The sequence below is a fragment of the Cellulosimicrobium cellulans genome (assembly GCF_042723955.1).
Taxonomy (GTDB): domain Bacteria; phylum Actinomycetota; class Actinomycetes; order Actinomycetales; family Cellulomonadaceae; genus Cellulosimicrobium; species Cellulosimicrobium cellulans_H.
In genome coordinates, this window is sequence record NZ_JBHXIC010000040.1 from 18,683 (window position 1) to 39,094 (window position 20,412).

General features: G+C 74.0%; 19 protein-coding genes and 7 tRNA genes. 12 read left to right on the forward strand and 14 right to left on the reverse strand.

What is annotated here, in order from left to right; all coding sequences use genetic code 11:
- Positions 1-142 precede the first annotated feature (142 nt).
- From ACFWH7_RS12340 to ACFWH7_RS12375, 8 genes are all read right to left on the reverse strand, one after another.
- Entirely contained in the window at positions 143-1,369 is a 1,227-nt protein-coding gene (locus ACFWH7_RS12340; protein ID WP_378216802.1) for an MATE family efflux transporter, read from the reverse strand.
- Positions 1,366-1,710, reverse strand: a complete 345-nt coding sequence (locus tag ACFWH7_RS12345; protein ID WP_378216803.1) for a hypothetical protein — start codon at positions 1,708-1,710, stop codon at positions 1,366-1,368. Before ACFWH7_RS12345 ends, ACFWH7_RS12340 begins: the two co-directional genes overlap by 4 nt.
- Entirely contained in the window at positions 1,707-2,648 is a 942-nt protein-coding gene (locus ACFWH7_RS12350; protein WP_378216804.1) for a polysaccharide pyruvyl transferase family protein, read from the reverse strand. The genes ACFWH7_RS12345 and ACFWH7_RS12350 overlap by 4 nt, the downstream gene beginning before the upstream one ends.
- Positions 2,645-3,748 (reverse strand): glycosyltransferase family 4 protein, encoded by a 1,104-nt coding sequence (locus ACFWH7_RS12355; RefSeq protein ID WP_378216805.1) that lies wholly within the window; start codon positions 3,746-3,748, stop codon positions 2,645-2,647. Before ACFWH7_RS12355 ends, ACFWH7_RS12350 begins: the two co-directional genes overlap by 4 nt.
- Positions 3,745-4,875, reverse strand: a complete 1,131-nt coding sequence (locus ACFWH7_RS12360; RefSeq protein WP_378216806.1) for a glycosyltransferase — start codon at positions 4,873-4,875, stop codon at positions 3,745-3,747. Before ACFWH7_RS12360 ends, ACFWH7_RS12355 begins: the two co-directional genes overlap by 4 nt.
- A complete protein-coding gene (locus ACFWH7_RS12365) occupies positions 4,859-6,382 on the reverse strand; it encodes a sugar transferase (protein ID WP_378216807.1) in 1,524 nt (507 codons plus the stop codon). The genes ACFWH7_RS12360 and ACFWH7_RS12365 overlap by 17 nt, the downstream gene beginning before the upstream one ends.
- 200 nt (positions 6,383-6,582) lie before the next feature.
- Positions 6,583-7,149 carry a peptidase gene (locus tag ACFWH7_RS12370; RefSeq protein ID WP_378216808.1) on the reverse strand — a complete coding sequence of 189 codons (567 nt, stop codon included), beginning with the start codon at positions 7,147-7,149 and terminating at the stop codon, positions 6,583-6,585.
- A gap of 95 nt (positions 7,150-7,244) precedes the next feature.
- Positions 7,245-9,005, reverse strand: a complete 1,761-nt coding sequence (locus ACFWH7_RS12375) for a DUF4012 domain-containing protein (protein WP_378216809.1) — start codon at positions 9,003-9,005, stop codon at positions 7,245-7,247.
- Between the two features lie 244 nt (positions 9,006-9,249).
- Between ACFWH7_RS12375 and ACFWH7_RS12380 the strand changes: the two genes are divergently transcribed.
- Positions 9,250-9,795, forward strand: a complete 546-nt coding sequence (locus ACFWH7_RS12380) for an arsenate reductase/protein-tyrosine-phosphatase family protein (RefSeq protein ID WP_378216810.1) — start codon at positions 9,250-9,252, stop codon at positions 9,793-9,795.
- A 47-nt stretch (positions 9,796-9,842) separates the two neighbouring features.
- Here the strand turns inward: ACFWH7_RS12380 and ACFWH7_RS12385 are convergent, their stop codons facing one another.
- The 5 genes from ACFWH7_RS12385 to ACFWH7_RS12405 all read right to left on the reverse strand — a co-directional run bounded on the left by ACFWH7_RS12385 (position 9,843) and on the right by ACFWH7_RS12405 (position 12,799).
- Positions 9,843-10,028 carry a hypothetical protein gene (locus tag ACFWH7_RS12385; protein ID WP_375823522.1) on the reverse strand — a complete coding sequence of 62 codons (186 nt, stop codon included), beginning with the start codon at positions 10,026-10,028 and terminating at the stop codon, positions 9,843-9,845.
- A 166-nt stretch (positions 10,029-10,194) separates the two neighbouring features.
- Positions 10,195-10,485, reverse strand: coding sequence for a helix-turn-helix domain-containing protein (locus ACFWH7_RS12390; RefSeq protein ID WP_378216811.1), 291 nt, complete (start codon positions 10,483-10,485; stop codon positions 10,195-10,197).
- A gap of 167 nt (positions 10,486-10,652) precedes the next feature.
- A tRNA-Val gene (locus ACFWH7_RS12395) sits at positions 10,653-10,724 on the reverse strand.
- Between the two features lie 54 nt (positions 10,725-10,778).
- Positions 10,779-11,699 (reverse strand): aminotransferase class IV, encoded by a 921-nt coding sequence (locus tag ACFWH7_RS12400; RefSeq protein ID WP_378216812.1) that lies wholly within the window; start codon positions 11,697-11,699, stop codon positions 10,779-10,781.
- Positions 11,696-12,799, reverse strand: a complete 1,104-nt coding sequence (locus ACFWH7_RS12405; protein WP_378216813.1) for a chorismate-binding protein — start codon at positions 12,797-12,799, stop codon at positions 11,696-11,698. Before ACFWH7_RS12405 ends, ACFWH7_RS12400 begins: the two co-directional genes overlap by 4 nt.
- Positions 12,800-12,975: 176 nt before the next feature.
- On the opposite strand from ACFWH7_RS12405, the gene ACFWH7_RS12410 reads away from it, so the two are divergent.
- From ACFWH7_RS12410 to ACFWH7_RS12450, 9 genes are all read left to right on the forward strand, one after another.
- Positions 12,976-13,048 (forward strand) — tRNA-Gly (locus ACFWH7_RS12410).
- A 48-nt stretch (positions 13,049-13,096) separates the two neighbouring features.
- Positions 13,097-13,167: transfer RNA gene (locus tag ACFWH7_RS12415), tRNA-Cys, on the forward strand.
- Positions 13,168-13,186: 19 nt separating this feature from the next.
- Positions 13,187-13,258 (forward strand) — tRNA-Val (locus ACFWH7_RS12420).
- A 156-nt stretch (positions 13,259-13,414) separates the two neighbouring features.
- A tRNA-Gly gene (locus ACFWH7_RS12425) sits at positions 13,415-13,487 on the forward strand.
- A 56-nt stretch (positions 13,488-13,543) separates the two neighbouring features.
- Positions 13,544-13,614, forward strand: a tRNA-Cys gene (locus ACFWH7_RS12430).
- 23 nt (positions 13,615-13,637) lie between these two features.
- Positions 13,638-13,712 (forward strand) — tRNA-Val (locus ACFWH7_RS12435).
- Positions 13,713-13,769: 57 nt separating this feature from the next.
- Positions 13,770-14,648: a hypothetical protein gene (locus ACFWH7_RS12440; protein ID WP_378216814.1), complete on the forward strand. Its 879-nt coding sequence runs from the start codon at positions 13,770-13,772 to the stop codon at positions 14,646-14,648.
- 55 nt (positions 14,649-14,703) lie between these two features.
- Positions 14,704-15,027 carry a DUF2277 domain-containing protein gene (locus tag ACFWH7_RS12445; RefSeq protein WP_378216815.1) on the forward strand — a complete coding sequence of 108 codons (324 nt, stop codon included), beginning with the start codon at positions 14,704-14,706 and terminating at the stop codon, positions 15,025-15,027.
- An 85-nt stretch (positions 15,028-15,112) separates the two neighbouring features.
- Positions 15,113-15,430, forward strand: coding sequence for a hypothetical protein (locus ACFWH7_RS12450; protein ID WP_378216816.1), 318 nt, complete (start codon positions 15,113-15,115; stop codon positions 15,428-15,430).
- A gap of 3 nt (positions 15,431-15,433) precedes the next feature.
- Here ACFWH7_RS12450 and ACFWH7_RS12455 read toward each other — a convergent pair whose 3' ends face one another.
- The gene (locus ACFWH7_RS12455) at positions 15,434-15,649 is read right to left on the reverse strand and encodes a hypothetical protein (RefSeq protein ID WP_336726486.1); all 216 of its coding nucleotides are present in this window, start codon (positions 15,647-15,649) and stop codon (positions 15,434-15,436) included.
- A 205-nt stretch (positions 15,650-15,854) separates the two neighbouring features.
- On the opposite strand from ACFWH7_RS12455, the gene glgX reads away from it, so the two are divergent.
- Positions 15,855-18,044 carry a glycogen debranching protein GlgX gene (gene glgX, locus ACFWH7_RS12460; RefSeq protein WP_378216817.1) on the forward strand — a complete coding sequence of 730 codons (2,190 nt, stop codon included), beginning with the start codon at positions 15,855-15,857 and terminating at the stop codon, positions 18,042-18,044.
- Positions 18,041-20,412 (forward strand): malto-oligosyltrehalose synthase (gene treY, locus ACFWH7_RS12465; protein WP_378216818.1); only part of this gene is annotated, 2,372 nt, incomplete at its 3' end. The genes glgX and treY, both read left to right, overlap by 4 nt.

A 20,412-nucleotide genomic window follows, 5' to 3' on the forward strand; every position in this document is an offset into this window, starting at 1 on the left:
GCGCGACGGACCGCTCGCCCTGAGCTCGGACCACACGGGGTGCACCCGCCGACATCGGGGAGAAGACCCGCTCGGCACCCACTCGGTCCCGGAAGAGAAAAAGGGCTGCGCAATGACCAGGTGGCCGCACCGCGTTCTTGAGTCACGGGACCGCCGCTCGATAGGTCCGCCCCGCCGCAGGAAGGAAGTAGACGACATAACCGATCCCCCCGAGGACGAATCCGAGAATGAGGCTCACAAATGGCCCTCCGGCCAGATATCCGGTCACGAACCCGCACCAGGTCACCGCGACCATGCCGACCCGCGCGCGCGTCACGACGGACTGCGCCTTGAAGATGCGCATGACGACGAGGTGCGGTCCCACGAGCCCGCCGCAGGCCGCAAAGCAGCCGACCGCCGCGAGCGCGACGACGAGCTCCCCACGCTCGATGCCGGACGGGTGGACCGCCCCCGCCGCGGCGACGACAACGAGCACCGCACCGAGCGCGGTCGCCCCGCCTGCGGACAGCAGGCCGAGGCGCCGTGCGCGCCGGACGAGCACGGCGTCGTCAGGCCGGTCGGTCTCGCCCACCGCGTCCGAGAGCAGGTTCAGCGCGACGGCCGCGAAGAGCACGTTCACCGGACCGTAGAGCGTCTGGCTCAGCCGGAACGCGCCGACGCTCGCGCTCACGGAGAGCGCGCCGAGCACGAGGAGCGGCACCGTCGTGGCGAGCTGGGCGACGAGGAACTCCCACGCCTGGGAGCGAGCCCGCGCTCCGTACACCGAGTACCGCGAGAAGCGGGGCACGCGGCGCGCCGCCAGCGCGAGCGGGAGAGCCGCCACGGCGTAGCCCGCGCACCACACCGCATAGAAGGCGACGAGCGGCTGCGCCGTGCCGGCGACGAGGAGAACGGCCGGGACGAGCAGGAGACGGATCCCGTCCGAGAGCGCGACCGCCCCGTTCCGTCCCTGGCCGATGCAACGGAACCGCAGCCAGTCCTGGACGACCGGCGCGACGCTGAGGACCCCCAGCAGCGTCGCTCCTCCCGCGCCGAGAACGGTCACGGCGAGGTCCGCCGCGGCGACGAGCACGGTGACCGTACCCGCGGCGACGGCGACGTAGCGGACCGGGACCACGGCGTGCGGATCCGTCCGCCGCTCGATGAGCGCGGGATGGAAGAGCCCGCTCCGTACCAGGCCGGTGCCGACGTTCAGCACGAGGAGGGCCAGGCTGAAGCTCGCGAAATCGACCGGCTCCATGTGCCAGGCACCCAGCAGGACGACGGCCGCACCCGCTGCGCTGGCCGCGGCCTGCGAGAGGACGAGCGGCCGGGTCAGCGCCGCCGCCGGGACCGCGAGGGACCTCCGCAGCGCGTCGGGAGGCGTCATGCGTCGAGCCTCACGACCTGGCTCCCTGCGAGCAGCGCGCCCACCCGGGGCGCCAGCGGGGCACCCCGCCTCCAGTACACGACCCCGATGCCCGAGTTGAGGATGGTCCGGCGCCAGCGCCAGGGCATGACGAGCCGCCCGAGCCGGGCGGCGGCGTCGGAACGGCGGTCCGTGACGCTGAACCGCAGGTGCGTGGCCACGGGGTCCAGGCCGGCCCGGGCCGCCTCGTGCCACGCCCGCTCGTCGGTGACGAGCACGAAGTCGGCCGCGCGGTCCGCGTCCGCGACGGCCCGCCCCGGCCCGGCGAGCACGGCCGTCGCCTCCGGTCGTCCGCGCGTCATCGCTCGATCCCCCATCGGCGGCGCCAGGAGTCGACGGCGTCCCGCGGGACGTCGATGCGGATCACCTCTCCCGAGCGCAGGTCGTCCTGGTAGCGCCGTGCCGCGTGGCGCGAGGGCGCCCGCAGGCCGACCGACCGCGCGATCTCGCGCGCGCGGTTGTCGATCGACAGCACGAGCGTGGGCACGCCCCGCTGCATCGCCCGGATGCCGCCGTGGAGCCGGAGCCCCACGTACGCCGTCCCCGGTGCGTCGAGCGCCGCGTCGAAGTCCTCGAGGCGCGGGCCGAGCATCGTGCCCGTGCCGGCCCGGAGACCGTCGACGTACGCGCGGTCGCCGGGGCCCTGGGGCCAGAAGAGCACCTCGTCGAAGCGTTCGGCGAGCGCCCGCACGAGCCTCCGGTCGGCCAGCGGGTCCTGGCTGTAGTCGGTGAACGTCACGACGACGCGCCGTTCGTCGGACGGGAGCGTCTGCTTCTCCACGCCCCACAGCGTCGGGCAGCTCGTGTGCACCGCGGGCACGCGCGCGCGCCGCAGCTTCGCGAGCGAGTACTCGTCACGCACGGCCCAGGGCACGTTGCCGGCCAGGGACCGCAGCCACGCCGCCGAGACCGGATCGATCCCCGCACGCTGGTACTGCCACCAGCCGACGCCGAGGAACGTCAGCCGCCCCCGGCACAGGTCGACGTCGTCGACGGGCCAGTGCCACGCGCGACGGAAGCGCATGTGGTCGGAGAGCAGGTTCGTGCCGCACACGACCACCGACCGGGCGTCGCGCAGGGCCACGCGATGAGTCGCGTCGAGCCGACCGTGCATCGGCACGAGCTCGACCTCGGTGCCCCGCTCGCGCAGGGGCGCGACGAGCTCTGCGTCGACGGCCTCCGAGATGATCCGGTCGCCGACGTTCGTCGACGCCGCTCCGGGGTCCACCACCACGATCATCGGACCGCTCCTTCCTCGAGGCTGCTCAGCCAGTCGCGGTACTCCGCGCCCACCCGCTCCCACGTGGCGGAGCCCTCCGTCCACTCCCGGGCGCGGCGGCCGAGGTCGCGGTTCCCGTCGACCTCCTCGAGCGGCCCCAGCAGACCGGTGGGGCGGGCGAAGTCGGCGACGACGGCCGCGCCCGCGGACCGCAGCGGGTCCGCCGCGTGGATCGTCGACGAGACGACGGTCGGGACCCCGGCGGCGAGCATCTCGAGCAGCGTGATGCTGCACGACTCCCAGCGCGAGGGGTGCAGGTAGGCGCGGCAGCCCGTGAGGAGCAGCCACTTCTCCTCCCCGCGCGCGTTGCCGCGCAGCTCGACCGTCCCGTCGAGGCCGAGCTCGCGGACCAGACGGGCGGTCCGCTCGCGACCACCCCGGAAGTCGGGTCCCGCGAGCAGGAGGCGCGGGCGCGGCACCGGGAGCTCGGCCCAGCGGCGCAGCAGGTTGTCGATCCCCTTGTGATCGGGGTCGTAGCGGCCCATCCAGAGGAAGTAGTCGCCCGCTCCGACCCAGCGAGGGACCTCCTCGGGCGCCGGTGCGCCGTTGGGCAGCACGAGCGCCGGCGCGGTCCGGCCGCGCGCGACGTCGTCCGCGAGGCGACGCTCGGACGGGTAGAACACGTGCAGCCAGTCGACGCGGCGCACGACGAATGCCTCGGCGGCCCGCCGGGCGCCGGCCACGTCACGCAGGCGCGACGTGATGCCCGGCTCGTACACGCCATGAGGCATGAGCACCACGACCGCGCCGCGCGCCCGGGCGCTCCGCGCCGCGACGACGTTGCTCACGACCCAGCCCTCGTGCAGATAGACGACGTCCCCCGGCCGCACCTCGCTCGCCAGGCCCGTCGGTACCCAGCTCGTGCGTCCCCGCCCGAGGTGCGTGACGGTGCGCACGCTCCCCCGCAGGTCCTCCGGCACCTCTCGCGGTGCCGACACGCTCGCGCACAGCACCACCGCCTCGTATCCCGCGCGGCGCGCTTGGCGCACCCAGTTCTCGACGGAGTCGGTCACACCGGACGGGTGGGCCAGGAACCGCGCGTAGTAGTGGACGATCCTCATGCCGCCTCCTTCACGACCTCGTGCACCGACCGCACGATCCGTTCGGCGGCCGCCTCCGTCGACGGCACCTCGCCCGCGGTCCCCGCCGGACGGTCCGTCGCGGTGAGGCGCAGCCACGCGGCGGCGAGGTCAGACGGTCTCCCGGACACGGTGAAGAGGTCGGACCCCTCGGTGAGGTACTCGACCTCCGGAGCGTGGCGACCGACGTCGCTGGTCAGGACGGGCAGCCCGAGCGCAAGGGCGTCGACCGCGACGAGCCCGACCCGACCCGGGTTCAGCAGCAGCCGCGACACCGCGGCGGCACGCGCGGTCCCCCGTGCGTCGACCTGCCCCAGCACCACGACGCGGCCCGTCTCGGCGGCCAGGTCCTCGAAGACCCGCCGAGCGGGTCCGTCGCCCGCCACGAGGAGCCAGACGTCGGGGTCCCGACGCAGGACCTCGCGCACGGTCCCGACGACGAGGTCCGGCAGCTTGTGCTCGTTGAGCGCCCCCAGCAGGAGCGCAGCGCGGGCATCCCCCGGCAGCCCGACGGCGTCGCGGTAGGCGGCCAGGTCCCGATCGTCGAGGGCGGCGCGCTCGCGCCGCAGCGTGCGCGTGTCGGTGCTGTTACCGAACGACGTGACACGGTCCGCCGGGACCCGTGCCGTCTCCAGGACGTGACGACGTCCTGCCTCGGTGTACGTCAGGACGTGCCGCGCGCGGCGGTTCAACCAGGCCTCCCAGCGCCCTGCGAGCGTCACCTCGTCGGCGGTGTAGGAGGCGCCGTGGCCCCACGTCACGTACGGCCTCCCCCGCAGCGCGGCCGCCAGTGCGTCGAGGTTGCCGGCCTGCATCTCCGTGACGAGCACCGCGTCGCGCCATCCCGTCGGGACCGCGCGACGGACCAGGTGCCGCCCGCCGGGACCCACACGCACCACGCGTACGGGCACCTCGGTGGCCCAGGGTGCCTCGACCATGTCGCCCCGTCCGCGGCGGCGCCGCATCTGCTCGGGGTCGCCCCCGTAGAAGACGTGCGCGTCGACCCCGCGCTCGTCGAGCCCCTCCACGACCAGACCGAACAGGCGCTCCCGGTAGGCCGGGACGTAGGGCTGGGTGATCGCGACCCTCGGCCTAGTACGCGCCGTCACGCCCCACCACCGCTCGCAACGTCCGCAGCAGGATGAGGAGGTCCCCGGTCACGGTCCAGTTCTCGACGTAGTACAGGTCCAGCCGCACGCTCTCCTCGAGCGTGAGGTTGTTGCGGCCCGAGACCTGCCACAGCCCGGTGAGCCCGGGCTTGACGAGCAGCCGCCGGCCGATCTCGTCGTCGTACTGGTCGACCTCGAGCGAGACCTGCGGACGGGGTCCGACGAGGCTCATCGAGCCGCCGATCACGTTGAAGAGCTGCGGGAGCTCGTCGATCGAGTAGCGGCGGATGAACGCACCCACCCGGGTGACCCGTGGATCGTGCTTGGGCTTGTAGAACACGCCCACGTTGCCGACGCCGAGGACGTCCTCGAGCCGGGACTCCGCGTCGACGACCATCGAGCGGAACTTGAGAACGGTGAACGGCTCGCCGCGCAGCCCGACGCGCTCCTGCGCGAACAGGACCGGGCCGCGGCTCGTGAGCCGCACCGCGAGCGCCGTCACGAGGAGCGGGACGGAGAAGAGCACGAGGAGGCCGAGCGCGCCGACCACGTCGAACGCGCGCTTGAGCACGTGCTGCGGGCCGGAGTACCCGGGTGCCTCGACGTGCAGGAGCGGCAGCCCTGCCACGGGCCGGGTCCGGATGCGTGGTCCCGCGACGTCGGTCAGCGCGGGTGCGAGGACGAGGTCCGCTCCCCACGGCTCGAGGTCCCACGCGAGCCGCTTGACGGTCCGGGGCGTCACGAGGTCCGAGCCGGTGACCATCACCGTGTCAGCCCGCAGCGGCTCGACGAGGCGCGCGGTGTCGCCGACCTCGCCGACCACCGGCACGCCCGCCACCGTCTCGTGCGGCTCGACCGCTCCTCCGGGGACGCACGCACCCACGACCTGGTAGCCGCTGTCCGCCGCCTCGCGCAGCCGCTCCACGAGGTGCGTGACTCCGTCACGACCGCCCACGACGAGCGTCCGCGAACGGCAACGACCGCGCCTGCGCAGGCGGACCAGCCCGCGCCGCACCATCCACCGCCCCAGCAGGAGGAGGACGAGCCCGACGGGCAGCGCGATGGCGACGTACCCCCGGGCCAGGTCGTAGCGGACGAGGTACGCCGCGATCGCCACCACGCCGAACACCGCGACGGTCGTGTTGACGACGCGCGCGTACTCGGGTGCGCCGGAGCCCAGGCTCCGGCTGTCGCGCGAGAAGGCCGCCCGCAGCGCGCACCACCAGACCACGAGCAGGCCGACCGAGATGGCGACGTACTGGGCGTCCAGGACGGTCCCGCCGATCCCGTCGAACCGGACGACGTACGCCGTCGCGATGGCGGCGCCCACCGCCAGCGCGTCGACGGCGGCGACGCGGCGCGCGAGCCGTGGCTTCCAGCCCGGGCGCCGATAGGCGCCGAGGGCGATCCGGACGAGCTGTCCGGTGTCGAAGGACGGCGTCGTGACCGGCCGTCCCGTCCGTCCGAGGTCGACGGCGTCGACCTCGTGATCCTTCTCCAACGTCATGGTGCCCCCTGCGACGTCCGTGGACGCAGCCCCGACGGTCCGCCGGCGCGACCGCCCCGAAGGGCGTGCCGGACGCCGCCGTCACCGACGGTCTGCCGATCTCTCCGCCGCGGGTCCGGACGTCCTCGTCACGGCGGCGGCCGGTCGCCGGGCGACCGGTGTGCCTGCGGTGCACCCGTCGTCGAGGACGGGTGCCCGGCTCAGGCCTTGGTCCCCGACGAGCGGCGTCGGCTGCGCGCGACCAGGACGGCCGTCGCGCCACCTGCGACGAGCAGGACGGCGCCGCCGAGCAGCAGCACGTCGTCGGACCCCGTCTCGGCGAGGCCGCCCGAGGTGCCGTCGCCCGCGCCGTCGGCCGAGTCGCCGCCCGAGCCCGTGCCACCGGCCCCGTCGGAGGCGGGGACGGCGACGATCTGCTGGCTCGACAGCACGGTCCCGTCCGCGTCGGTCGCCACCAGGGAGTAGGTCCCCGGCTCGGAGAGCGTCACGGCGAAGGACGCGAAGCCGTCGGTGGTGTTCTTGGTCAGCGCCTTGGTCCCGGCGATCGAGATGGCGCCGTCCGGGACGTCGGGCGACGAGATCGTCAGCGTGATCGTCGGGTTCCCGGCCGGTCCGCCCACCGTGACGGTGAACGTCTCACCGACCACGGGCGTCGCGGTGGAGACGCCGACCTCGTACTCGTCCGCCTCGTAGGCGGACGCGACGGCCGGTGCCGCGGCGAGCGCCGCGGCGAGGAGCAGCGTGGTCGCTGCGTGTCGAAGCTTCATGTCAAAGGCCCCCTGCCTTCGTCGTCGAGTGCGGGGGCCTCCGGTCGACCGACGTCATCGACGCCGGTCGTCGCACGTGCCCCCGCCGTGCTCTCTCAGGAGAACACACCCGTGCCGCACCCGACAGCCGGTAGGGCCGTCGTCACGTTCCTGACGCCAGGAGTTTTCCTCACGGAAACCGTGCCGCGCTGGTTCTTGCCGCTGACGACCTCGTACTCGTACGTCGCCGACTCCCCCGGCGCGAGCGCGACCGACCGCGCTCCGACGACGAGCCCGTCGTGCACCTGGGCGAAGAGCCCGGGCTCGTTGTCGCCCATGGACGCCCCGCGGATCCCCCCGCCCTCCGGCGCGTAGACGAGCAGGTTGGTCCGTATCGTGCCGTCCCCTCCGGCTCCGAGGACGTACTCGGGCAGCTCCGCCGCCTCGGCGCGGGTGAGCGTGGAGGCGAGCGTCACCTGCACCGTGAAGGCCTGCGAGCCGTCAGGCCGGCACGTCACGTCCCCGACCGCCACGGTGGAGTCGAGGTAGTAGCCGGTCTTGGAGGCGGTCGTCGCGTTGAGGTAGACCCCGACGACGGGGGACGTCGGGCCGCCCGCCGGGTCGGGGCGACGACCCTCGAGCTCGCCGGAGAGGACCGTGCCCACCAGGAGGTCCTGCTCCGCGGCCCGGGCGGACCACACGAGCAGACGACCGTCCCGGGCCGAGCCGGCGAGCGCGTCGACGAGCGCCGCGGCGTCCCCGTCCCCCGTGGTCAGCGAGCCGAGCACCTCGCGGGCGGCCAGGGCCAGCACGGCGTCCTGCTCCGCCGGGTCCGCGTGGTCGACGTAGACGCCGTGGAGCAGGTAGGCGGCCGCGTCCTGCGTCGTGAGCCGGAGCGTCCCGCCGCCCGGCATCGCGACCTCGACCGGACCGACCCCGCTAAGCACCCCCGCGAGAGCCACGGGGTCGACGGCCACCACGCCGTCCACCTCCTCACCCGTCTGCCGCAGCCAGGCCTCGCGCGCCACGCGTGCGGCGCGCGGGAAGTCGGGGGTGGACGTGACGTTGAGCATGTACCTGCCGAGGTCGTCGCCGAACAGCGCGGCCTCGGAGTCGCTCAGGTCGACCACGCTCTCGGGGAAGGCGCCGATAGCGCTGCCCGGACGGACCTCGACGAGCTCGACGGCGCCCGAGTCCGCCCGGAGGTGGAGCACCGAGCCGGCGATCCCGCCGGTCGAGCGCGGCTCGGCGTTGTTCTGGACGAGGACGAGGTAGTCACGCGCGCCGTCGGCGCCGAGCATCGGCGGGACGAGCTGGACCGCGCGTGCGGCGGTCGCCGTCTGGGAGGCGACGCCGCCGAGCTGCTCGCGCAGGTCGTCCACCGCGGCGGCCAGCGGGCTCACGAGGGTGGAGGTGTCGATGCCCGCGACGCTCTCGTACGACGCCACGACCGCGCGGTCCGCGGCGACGACGTCGTCGCGCGCAGCGCTGAGAGGCTCCAGGTCGACGGCCCCCGCGGTCGGCGCGAGGGACGACGGAGACGCGACGGCGACGGCGTCCGCGAGCCGCGGCAGGGCGTCCTGAGCGACCCGGTCGACGGCTCCGGTGACCTCCCCGAGGGCTCGCGCGTCGTCGCCGACGAACGGCAGCGCTCGGGCGACCGTCCAGTGCGGGCCGTGCGTCGCGGACGCCGCGACGCGTGCGGACCGACGGACGTCGTCGATCGCCGCCCCGGCGTCCCGGCCCGTCCGCACCTGCTCCCGCAGTGCCGGCAGGGTGGAGGCCACGTCCTCGAGCGCGGCACGCGCGCGCAGGACGTCCGTGACCAGCCAGGCGAACCACGCCAGCGCCACGACGAGCGCGATCCCGACGGCCACGGCGACGCGCCTGCGCAGCCGCGGAGAAGGCGCTCGGCGGGACGGTCGCCGCGCCCCGGGACGACCTCGTTCCGGCTCCGGTCGTGCGAAGGGCGCGGCCAGCGTCGTGGCCCCTGCCCACCGTGGACCCCACCCGTCGTGCACCATGCCGCCCCCTGCGACTCGCCCCCGGTGCGGCGGCTCCGGTGCGAGCCGCCGCTCGCGCTACATTACCCAGACCCACCGTCGCGAGGAGGTCTGAAGCGTGCTCTCCGTCCTCGTCGTCTGCACCGGGAACATCTGCCGGTCGCCCGCGGCACAGCTCGTGCTCGGTGCGGCGCTGGACGACTCCGTGGTCGTGGCCAGCGCCGGGACGGGCGCCGTGGTCGGCGCACCCGTCGCGCCCAGCATGGCCCGCCTCCTGTCGGACCGCGGCCTCGACCCGTCGGGCTTCGTCGCCCGCCCGCTCACCGAGGACCTGGTGCGGTCCGGGGACCTCGTCCTCACGATGACGCGCCGACACCGGGCCGCGGTGCTCGAGCTCGCACCGTCGGCGCTCCGGCGGACCTTCCTCTACACGGAGCTCGCGTCGATCACGGAACGGCTGGGAGCTCGCACACCCGGGCCGGACGACGCCGCGCGGCTCACCGACGTCGTCGCCGCCGCGCCCCGAGCGCGCGCGAACCTCGACCTGGAGCGCGACGCGCCGGACGTCGAGGACCCCTACGGACGGTCGGACGACGTCTACCGCCGCGTGCTCGACCGCATCATGGCGGACGCGCAGCGGCTCGTCGCCGCCCTGCGAGGGTGACCGGTCCACCTCCCTGCCCCCTGCACAAGGAGGGGGACCGGCTGTCGTCACGGTCGCTGGAGCACCGTGACGACCACCACCACGACCGCTCCCCACAGAGCGAGGCCTCCGCCGCACCCGATGGCAAGGCCCTCGGCGCCCGTCGCGCCACGGCGACGGGCACGTCCCGCGGGGACGATCGCGGTCGCTGCACCGAGGACGACCAGTACCCAGCCGACCGTCACCCAGAGCATGCGGGCAGCCTGCCCCGCACCCCGGCGCCTCGCAGGCTGGACATCTGTCCAGAAGTGGCCACTTCGTCCGGTATCGACGCTATCTCCGACATGCGCGAGCGATTTGTCGCGAACATTCACCCGCTCCCGGGGACGGCCCCGCTCAGATGGCGAGACGTCTCGGCCCTCAGGCGTCGGTCGAGCGTCCCGGACTCTGCGCCGAACCATCCGCCGGACCCGACCCCGGGTCTACGGGGAGAGCCCGCACGGCGGGTCCGATCCGGTAGCGGCGGTCCATGCCCTGGACGAGCCAGCGGTGCGCGACGAGGGTCTGCGCGATGCGGAACGCCCCCGGGCGGCTCACGCCGAGACACGACGCCAGCTCGGCCAGGCGCATCGCCCCCGACTCGGCGACCAGCTCGACGGTGCGCACCGTGCGTGACACGGACGCCAGGACGTACGACCCCCTGCTCGACATGCCAGGAACCCTAGGAGGCTTCCCTGACGCTCGCACCGTACGCCTCGGCTCTCACGCCAGACCGGATCTCCCCAGGTGGGGTTCACCGTGAGGCGCTCTTCGGCGGCGCCGGGCCATCGTCGGACGACGAAGGCCCGGAACCATGCGGTTCCGGGCCTCAATCTCGGTGGGCGATACTGGGTTCGAACCAGTGACCTCTTCGGTGTGAACGAAGCGCGCTACCACTGCGCCAATCGCCCGAGTGCGAGGTCGATACTAGCCTGAAACGGACCGGATCGAAAAACCGGCTCGGATCAGGGGTCCAGGCGCTCGCGACGGCGCCGCTCGAACAGCTTGCGCGCGGCGAGCGACAGCTCCCCGGCTGCGACATCGACGCCGTCGAGCCAGGTCACGGGCTGGACGTTGCGGACCGAGCCGGTGAGGAGCAGCGCGGCCTCCCCCGTGCTCACCTCGTCGAGCACCTCGAACGGCAGCTCGCCCGGGTGCGCCTCGCGCACGGGAAGGCCGTCCTCCGCGGCCCACTCCAGCAGCAGCTCGCGCGTGATGCCGGCGAGGCAGCCCGACGCCAGGAGCGGGGTGACGAGCTCTCCCCCGCGCTCGACGAAGACGTTCGCCCCCGTGCCCTCGCACAGGTCGCCCGCGGTGTTCGCCAGGAGCGCCTCGTCGCCACCCTTCGCGACGGCGTCGGCGAGCGCGACGACGTTCTCGGCGTACGACGTCGTCTTCAGCCCGGCTACGGCCGACCGCTCGTTGCGCGTCCACGGCGAGCGCACGGCGCGGCCGGCAGGGCTGATGGTCGCAGGCCCCGCGGCGACGACGACGGTCTGCGCGCCGGGTGTGCGGCCAGATCCGAGCGGGCCGACACCGGCCGTCACGGTGATGCGCAGGCGCCCGACCGGGCCGGCGCCCGCGCGCGTGCGGCCGTCGGCCTCGGCGAGCACGGCGGTCACACCGTCGAGCACGCGCTGCTCGTCCGGCGCGTCGAGCCCGAGGCCCGCGGCAGACCGCGCGAGGCGGCGCAGGTGCCGGGTGAGGGCGAACGCCTGCCCGTCGAACACGGCGCACGTCTCGAACACGCCGTCCCCGACCGTGAGGCCGTGGTCCACGGCGCTCAGGGCCTCCTCGCCCGGACCGACCAGCCGTCCGTCGGCCCAGATCACGAGGTTCTCGGACGGTCGGTCGGACGTCGGCGTCGTGGCGGCAGCGGTGCTCATGGCTCCAGTGTGCCGGAGGCGAGGCCGACGAGGCGTCGCGCCTTGAGCTCGGTCTCCTCCCACTCGCGCGCGGGGTCGCTCCCCCATGTGATCCCGGCCCCGGTCCCGAAGCGCAGCACGCCGTCGGCCCACCAGAACGTCCGGATCCCGACGGCGAGCACCGCCTCGTCGCCGTCGACCCAGCCGATCGCCCCGCAGTAAGGACCGCGCGGCACGGGCTCGAGCGCGTCGATGATCCGGAGCGCGGACGACTTCGGGGCGCCGGACACGGACGCGGGCGGGAACGTCGCGTCGAGCAGCGCCGGCCACAGCGCCCCCGTGCCGCGCAGCCCGGGGCGCAGGCGGCCGGTCACCGTGCTCACGAGGTGCACGAGGCCGGGGTGCTGCTCGACCGCGAGCAGGTCGGTGACCTCGACCGTCCCCGGGTCGCACACGCGCTGGAGGTCGTTGCGCACGAGGTCGGTGATCATGACGTTCTCCGCGCGGTCCTTGGCGGTGAGCCCGTCCGGGGTCGGCGCAGTGCCCTTGATCGGTCCGGAGGCCACCGTCCCGCCCGCGACGCGGAGGTAGAGCTCGGGGGACGCGGTCACGACCCAGGCCGGGTCGACGCCCGAGCTCGCCGGGACGTGCAGGACGCCCGCGTACGGCGCCGGGTTCCCCCGGGCCAGACGACGCCCGAGGGCCGCGGCGTCGGGCTCGCCCCCGTCCGGGGCGACGAACGGGGCGGACAGCACGCGGCAGACGTTCGCCTGGTAGACCTCGCCCTCGCGGACCTCGTCGCGCACGCGCGCGACCGCGGCCTCGTAGGTCGCACGGTCCATCGAGCTCTCCCAGTCGGACGGCACGGGCCCGCGCCATGCGTCCCTCGCGCTCTCCTCCCGCGCGAGCTCCGTCGGGTCGACGCGCTCCGCGAACCGCCACGCGCGCGCCCGGCCGCCCCGGGCGGGGGCGTCGAAGTCCGCCACGACGAACCACGGGCCGTCGTCGTCGAGCCGCTCCGGCTCGCGCCACAGGTCGACGACCTCCACCACACCGGTGGCGGCTCGGCCGGCGAAGCGCGCGAGCCCCGGCCTCGACGACGTTCTCCCAGGTCCTGGCACGGGACCACGCTACCGAGCGCAGCCGCTCCACCCGGACGAGCCCGGGTGCGCACCCGACGCGCACGGGAGGACGCCGGTTGGACTCCGGGCGCGAACGTGGACTAATGTCTGGGACGCGCCGGAACGCCGGGGGCCGACAGGAAGCGATTCCTCGAAGCTCTCACCCGTCCGGCCGCGCGGATGTGGCTCAGTTGGTAGAGCATCACCTTGCCAAGGTGAGGGTCGCGGGTTCGAGTCCCGTCATCCGCTCGGAGGCCCACTCTCCGTCCGCTCTCGCGGTGGCGGAGGGCAGGTCGCGGTGGAGTGGCCGAGAGGCGAGGCAGCGGCCTGCAAAGCCGTATACGTGGGTTCGAATCCCATCTCCACCTCGCAGCAGCACCACCCTTTGGGCGATTGGCGCAGCGGTAGCGCGCTTCCCTGACACGGAAGAGGTCACTGGTTCGATCCCAGTATCGCCCACGAGCACGACGCGAGAGGCCGCCCCGGCACCGTCCGGAGCGGCCTCTCGCGTGCCGACCATCACCTGGACCGGATGCACGGTCCGGGCGGGAAGTCGGCTAGTATGTGCTTCGCGCCGGATCACGAAGGCTCTGAGGAGCCTGACGGACCGGCCGCGCGGATGTGGCTCAGTTGGTAGAGCATCACCTTGCCAAGGTGAGGGTCGCGGGTTCGAGTCCCGTCATCCGCTCGGAGGCCCACTCTCTGGCCTGCTCCTACGGGAGCGTGAGAGAGGACGCGTCTCAAGGTGGAGTGGCCGAGAGGCGAGGCAGCGGCCTGCAAAGCCGTATACGTGGGTTCGAATCCCATCTCCACCTCGCATGCAGTGCAGCATCACCCCGGGCGATTGGCGCAGCGGTAGCGCGCTTCCCTGACACGGAAGAGGTCACTGGTTCGATCCCAGTATCGCCCACCACCACGTAGGCCGTCCCGGGTTCCCGGGGCGGCCTTCGTCGTCCACTACTCTCGGCCCATGCCCGACCTGCGCCCCGCCCACGACGTGCTGCCGCTCGGCACGGCCCCGCGCCCCACGACTGCCGCCGAGCTCCTCGGCCGCCTCCGCCCCGTCCTGCTCGACGCGCTCGGCCCGACCGTCCAGGGCGCCGAGCGGGCACGGCTCGACGCCGACCTCGACGGCGCCGACGTCGCGCGGCTCGACGTCGACCTGACCGGGGTGCACGTGCGGGTCGGCGGCGCACCCGCCGACGCGACCACGTCCGGCCCGGCGACCTGCGACGTCGAGGACGTGCGCTCGCGCGAGGACGCGGTCCTGCGCCGGCTGCGCGTGGACGCGCACCCGCTCGTGGTCGAGGACGTGCCGGTGGACGTCCTGGCCGAGGTCGAGGGCCTGCGGTTCCGCTGGGTCGAGGACAGCGCCGGCGGCCTCGGGGTCGAGGGCGTCGAGCCCGACGACGCCGCGCCCCTCACCGGCCACGTCCGGGTCGCCGCGCCGCGCGACGCGATCGTCGCGACCGCGCGGCGGCTCGTGGCCACGGAGCTCCAGAACCTCGGACTCACGCTCGCGTCGCTCGACGTCGAGCTCGAGTCTGCGGGACCCCGCAGCGTCACGCTCCGCGGATTCGCTCGGGTCCGCAAGGGCATCCTCTCCGCCAGCGTCCGCGCGACCGCGACCGCCGAGGTCGACGCGCAGATGGTGCTCGCCGTCCGGGACCTCGAGCTGTCGAGCCGCAACCCGGTCGTCGCGGCGCTGCTCGTCGCGGCGCGCGGCGAGCTCGCGAAGGTCGAGGGCCGCCAGGTCGACCTCGTGTCCGACCTCCCCCCGGGCGTTCGCCTCGCGGACGTCCGCGTCGACGTCGGCGAGACGCTCGCCGTCTCGGCACGCTTCGCCTGACGGGGCCGAGCCGTCGCCCTTGTGGCGCTCCTCGCTCGCACGTAGCGTCGAGGGCATGTGCCGGAACATCACGACCCTGCGAGGTCTCGAGCCCCCCGCCACGGACGAGGAGATCGAGGCGGCCGCACGCCAGTTCGTCCGGAAGGTCACCGGGATCCAGCGCACGAGCGCCGCGACCGAGGAACCGTTCGAGCGGGCGGTCGACGAGGTCACGGCCATCGTCGCGCGGCTGCTCGACGAGCTGCCGGAGCGCCGCAACCCGCCGACGACCGTCCCCCCGCTCCGGCGCGAGGAGGTCCGGGCCCGCATCGCCGCGCGCGAGGCCGCAGAGCTCGAGCACGAGCGGGCGCACGCCCTGGGGATCGCCCACACCCACTGAGACGGCCCGCGGCTCGACGGTGCCGTCGGTCGGAACGTGCGCTGCGTGCACGCCGCCCGCGCGACGCCGTCTAGGCTCGGGCTCTGTGAGTGCCGCACACGCCCCGTCCCCGCCGCCGGAGGCCACGCGCCCCGAACCCGTCAGCGCGAGCATGCGTCGCGCGAAGGCGGACGCTCGCTCGGCGCACGTGACGATCGGGCAGGTCCGAGAGGACGGGACGGGTCGGGTGACGATCGACTGCTCGTGCGGCATGTCGCTGACGAACGGCCCGGACTGGACCGTCGACGAGCACATCCGCCTCCACCGCGCCGAGGCGCGCTACCTCGCGCTGAGCGCGGTCGCCCCAGCGGGGATGCCCCGGCTCATCCCGGTCGACGCCGACCGGCTGCCCCGCGTGGACTGACGCTCAGAGCTCGTCCGGGTCGTCCCAGGAGGTGCCCGACGACGCGCCGTCGATCGGCCGACGCTCGTTCTCCGACAACGACTGCGGAGCCTTGGTCGCGTCCCCACCGGTCAGGACGTCACCGACGCCCTCACCCTCCTCCTCGCGGCGCGGGGACAGTCGTGCGGAGGCGACGTCGGACTCGTTGAGGTCGTCGCGATGGTCTGCATGGGTGCTCATGGCACGGGTCTACCAGGTCCGACGCCGCCACGCACGACCGTCCGCGGCGCGGCGCGGTCGGGGCGCCCGGAGGTGGGACGAGCGCACGGCGGACCCCTGAGGTGATGCGCGCTTGGCACACTATTAATGTCAGGTGTCGTCCGTCACTCCGGGTCGGGTGCCTCCTGCGACGACAGCGGCCCGGGGTGCGTGGAATCCTCAGGGCATGCAGACCTGGCCAGGCCACCCCTACCCGTTGGGCGCCACCTATGACGGGACGGGGACGAACTTCGCCCTGTTCTCCGAGGTCGCGGAGCGCGTGGAGCTCTGCCTCCTCGGCGACGACGGCACCGAGACGCGCGTCGACCTCGAGGAGGTGGACGCGCACGTCTGGCACGTCTACCTCCCCGGGAAGGGCCCCGGCACGCGCTACGGCTACCGGGTGCACGGTCCCTACGACCCCGCGAGCGGCCACCGCTGCAACCCGGCGAAGCTGCTCCTGGACCCGTACGCGAAGGCGATCGAGGGCCGGGTGGACGGGGACGAGTCCCTGTTCTCCTACCGCTTCGCCGACGGTGGCGACGCGGCGCCTGCGGACGAGGACCCCGAGGTCACGGACGAGGCGCCCGCGACCGCTCCCCCGCTCAACGAGGACGACTCGGCCGGGCACACGATGGTCTCGGTCGTCATCAACCCGTTCTTCGACTGGGGGCACGACCGCCCGCCGAACCGGGACTACCACGACAGCGTGATCTACGAGGCGCACGTCAAGGGCATGACGATGCTCCACCCGGACGTGCCCGACGAGCTGCGCGGCACGTACGCCGGGATGGCCCACCCTGCCGTGATCGAGCACCTCGTGACGCTGGGCGTCACCGCGGTCGAGCTCATGCCGGTGCACCAGTTCGTCAACGACCCCACGCTCGTCGAGAAGGGGCTCTCGAACTACTGGGGCTACAACACCATCGGGTTCTTCGCGCCGCACAACGGCTACGCGGCGTACGGCGCGCGCGGGCAGCAGGTCATGGAGTTCAAGACCATGGTCAAGGCGCTGCACGAGGCCGGCATCGAGGTCATCCTCGACGTCGTCTACAACCACACCGCCGAGGGGAACCACCTCGGCCCGACGCTGAGCTTCCGCGGCATCGACAACAAGGCGTACTACCGGCTGGTCGACGGCGACGAGGCGCACTACTTCGACACGACGGGCACGGGCAACTCGCTGCTCATGCGCTCGCCGCACGTGCTCCAGCTCATCATGGACTCGCTGCGCTACTGGGTGACCGAGATGCACGTGGACGGGTTCCGCTTCGACCTCGCGGCGACCCTGGCCCGGCAGTTCCACGAGGTCGACCGCCTCTCGGCGTTCTTCGACATCGTGCAGCAGGACCCGGTGATCTCCCAGGTCAAGCTCATCGCCGAGCCGTGGGACCTCGGCGACGGCGGCTACCAGGTGGGCGGCTTCCCGCCGCTGTGGACCGAGTGGAACGGGCAGTACCGGGACACCGTGCGCGACTTCTGGCGCGGCGAGCCCTCGACGCTGCCCGAGCTCGCGAGCCGCCTCACGGGCTCGTCCGACCTCTACGAGCACAGCGGGCGCAAGCCCATCGCGTCGATCAACTTCGTCACGGCCCACGACGGCTTCACGCTGAACGACCTCGTCTCCTACGACGAGAAGCACAACGGGGCCAACGGCGAGGACAACAACGACGGCGAGAGCCACAACCGGTCGTGGAACTGCGGCGTCGAGGGGCCGACGGACGAACCCGACGTGCGGGCGCTCCGCGCGCGCCAGCGCCGCAACTTCCTCGTCACGCTGCTGCTCTCCCAGGGCGTGCCGATGCTCGCGCACGGCGACGAGATCGCGCGCACGCAGGGCGGCAACAACAACGGCTACTGCCAGGACAACGAGATCACGTGGATGGACTGGGGCGGCGAGGAGGGTCTCGACGACGAGCGGGCCGCGCTCCTCGACTTCGCCCGGCGCGTCGTGTGGCTGCGCCGCGACCACCCCGTGCTGCACCGGCGGCGGTTCTTCCTCGGCCGCGGCGGCTCCGGGACGGCCGACGACGAGCTGCCCGACATCGAGTGGCTCGACATCACCGGCTCGCGCATGGACCAGCAGGACTGGGACCACGCGTACGCGCGCACCGTCATGGTGTTCCTCAACGGCGACGCGATCCCCGAGCAGGACCGGCGCGGCGAGCCGATCGTCGACGACTCGTTCCTCCTGCTGCTCAACGCCCACTCCGACGCGCTCGACTTCACCGTGCCGCCCGCGACGTACGGGGAGGGCTGGGACGTCGTGCTGGACACCGACGGCACGGTGGACGTCGGCGACTCCCTGCACCCGGGCGACACGGTCTCGGTGACGGGCCGCAGCGTCATCGTGCTCACCCGGCCGCCGCTGCGATGACGGCCGGCCACCCCACCGGCGTGCCGGGCGCACCGCCCCGCGTCCCGGTCTCGACCTACCGGCTCCAGCTCGGCCCCGACCTGACGTTCGACGACGCCGCGCGCCAGGTGCCGTACCTCGCGTCGCTCGGGGTCACTCACCTCTACCTCTCCCCCGTGCTCCAGGCCGCGCCGGGCTCGACGCACGGGTACGACGTCGTCGACCACGCGCGCGTCAGCGACGAGCTCGGCGGACGCGACGGGCTCGAGCGCCTGGCCGCGAGCGCCCGCGCGGCCGGCCTGGGCCTGGTGCTCGACGTCGTCCCGAACCACATGGCGGTCCCGACGCCCGCGTGGCACAACCGTGCGCTGTGGTCGGTGCTGGAGGACGGCGCCGGCTCGCCCTACGCCCGGTGGTTCGACGTCGACTGGTCCGCGGGCGAGGGTGCGGTGCTCATGCCGGTGCTCGGCGCGCGCCTGGGCGACGTGCTCGCGGCGGGCGAGCTCGTGCTCGACGACGTGACGGTCCCCGGCGAGCCCGGACCCCGCCGCGTCCTGCGGTACTACGACCACGTCTTCCCGGTGCGGGCCGAGACCGAGGACCTGCCGCTCGCCGAGCTGGTCGAGCGCCAGCACTACCGCCTCGCGTTCTGGCGCGTGGGCGACGAGGAGCTCAACTACCGGCGGTTCTTCGACGTCGGGTCGCTCGTGGCCGTCCGGGTCGAGGACGAGGAGGTGTTCGACGCGACGCACGCGCTCGTGCTCGGCCTCGTCGCGGACGGCACGGTCGACGGGCTGCGCATCGACCACCCGGACGGGCTCGCGGACCCGGCACAGTACCTCCAGCGCCTCGCGGACCGCACGGACGGCGCGTGGGTCGTGGTGGAGAAGATCCTTGCCGGCGAGGAGCAGGTCCCCCCGGACTGGGCGACGGTCGGGACCACGGGGTACGACGTCGCGTGGCGGCTCCAGCAGCTCTTCGTCGACCCGGGCGGGCGGGCTGGCCTCGACGCGGCGATGACGCGCCTCACGGGTGCGGCGCCGGGCGGCCTCGCCGCGCTCGTCGAGGAGGCGAAGCGCGAGGTCGTCGCCGGGCCGCTGTACGCGGAGCTGCACCGGCTGACCGACCTGGCGGCCGCCGTCTGCCACGACGACCCGCGCCTGCGCGACCACACGTGGCGCGGCCTGCACCAGTGCCTGCGCGAGCTGCTCGTCGCGTTCGACCGGTACCGGGCGTACGTCGTGCCGGGCACGCCGCCGCGGCACGAGGCGGTCCGGGCGGTCGAGGAGGCGGCCGAGCGTGCACGGGCCCGGCTCGACCCGCAGCGCGCGGAGACGCTCGAGGTCGTGGTCGACCTCGTGCTGGGCCGGGAGGTGGGGAGCGCGGGACGGCGCCGGGAGGCGCGGCGCGACGAGCTCGTGGTGCGCTTCCAGCAGGTGTGCGGGGCCGTGACGGCGAAGGGCGTGGAGGACACCGCGTTCTACCGCTGGACGGAGCTCGTGAGCCTGTGCGAGGTGGGGGGCGAGCCGGACCGGTTCAGCCTCGGCGTGCACGACTGGCACGCGTTCGCGCAGCGGTTCGCCGCGCTCACCCCGCACGCCCTCACGGCGGGGTCGACGCACGACACCAAGCGCGGCGAGGACACGCGTGCGGCGCTCGGCGTGCTGTCCGAGGACGCGGGCGGGTGGTCGCGCCTCGTCGCGGAGGTCCGCGCCGCGACGGCCCCGTACCGCGGCGTGCTCGTGGACGGCCTCGCCGAGAACCTCCTGTGGCAGACCGTCGCGGGCACGTGGCTGCCCGACGCCGGCCCGGTGACCGACCCGTCCGGCGGTGCGACCGACGGCCTGGACGGCGCGGCGATCGCGCCCGACCGTCTCGTCGACTATCTGCACAAGGCGCTGCGGGAGGCCAAGGTCGCGACGTCCTGGACGAGCCCGGACGAGGCCTACGAGGAGGCCGTCGCGGACCTCGCGCGGCGCGCGCTCGCCGACCCCGCCGTGACCGGAGCGTTCGCCCGGTGGTCGCGCGAGCACCGCCCGGAGCTGCGCGCCGCGAGCCTCGGGATCACCCTCGTGCGGCTCACGGCGCCCGGCGTCGCCGACGTCTACCAGGGCGCCGAGTCCTACGCGCCCACCCTCGTGGACCCCGACAACCGCCGACCGGTCGACGTCGACGCGCTGACGGAGCGGCTCGCGCGGCTCGACGGCGGGGCGCCGGCGCGCACGCTCGCGGACGAGAAGCTGCTCGTCACGACGCGCGCGCTGCGGCTGCGTCGCGCCCTCGCCGACGCGTTCGTGGGCGACGGCGCGGGCTACGCCCCCGTCGCGTCGTGGTGGCCGTGGGGGCGCGCGGGGGGGCGCGCGATCGGCGGGGGGGTGGGGGCGGGCGT

Bases quoted from the DNA above. Each gene is read 5' to 3' on its own strand.
- ACFWH7_RS12445 (WP_378216815.1), top strand. From the start codon at position 14,704: ATGTGCCGGAACATCACGACCCTGCGAGGTCTCGAGCCCCCCGCCACG.
- ACFWH7_RS12340 (WP_378216802.1), bottom strand. From the start codon at position 1,369: ATGACGCCTCCCGACGCGCTGCGGAGGTCCCTCGCGGTCCCGGCGGCG.
- ACFWH7_RS12355 (WP_378216805.1), bottom strand. From the start codon at position 3,748: ATGAGGATCGTCCACTACTACGCGCGGTTCCTGGCCCACCCGTCCGGT.
- ACFWH7_RS12400 (WP_378216812.1), bottom strand. From the start codon at position 11,699: ATGAGCACCGCTGCCGCCACGACGCCGACGTCCGACCGACCGTCCGAG.
- ACFWH7_RS12440 (WP_378216814.1), top strand. From the start codon at position 13,770: ATGCCCGACCTGCGCCCCGCCCACGACGTGCTGCCGCTCGGCACGGCC.
- ACFWH7_RS12350 (WP_378216804.1), bottom strand. From the start codon at position 2,648: ATGATCGTGGTGGTGGACCCCGGAGCGGCGTCGACGAACGTCGGCGAC.
- ACFWH7_RS12385 (WP_375823522.1), bottom strand. From the start codon at position 10,028: ATGCTCTGGGTGACGGTCGGCTGGGTACTGGTCGTCCTCGGTGCAGCG.
- ACFWH7_RS12345 (WP_378216803.1), bottom strand. From the start codon at position 1,710: ATGACGCGCGGACGACCGGAGGCGACGGCCGTGCTCGCCGGGCCGGGG.
- ACFWH7_RS12390 (WP_378216811.1), bottom strand. From the start codon at position 10,485: ATGTCGAGCAGGGGGTCGTACGTCCTGGCGTCCGTGTCACGCACGGTG.
- ACFWH7_RS12365 (WP_378216807.1), bottom strand. From the start codon at position 6,382: ATGACGTTGGAGAAGGATCACGAGGTCGACGCCGTCGACCTCGGACGG.
- glgX (WP_378216817.1), top strand. From the start codon at position 15,855: ATGCAGACCTGGCCAGGCCACCCCTACCCGTTGGGCGCCACCTATGAC.
- ACFWH7_RS12370 (WP_378216808.1), bottom strand. From the start codon at position 7,149: ATGAAGCTTCGACACGCAGCGACCACGCTGCTCCTCGCCGCGGCGCTC.
- ACFWH7_RS12455 (WP_336726486.1), bottom strand. From the start codon at position 15,649: ATGAGCACCCATGCAGACCATCGCGACGACCTCAACGAGTCCGACGTC.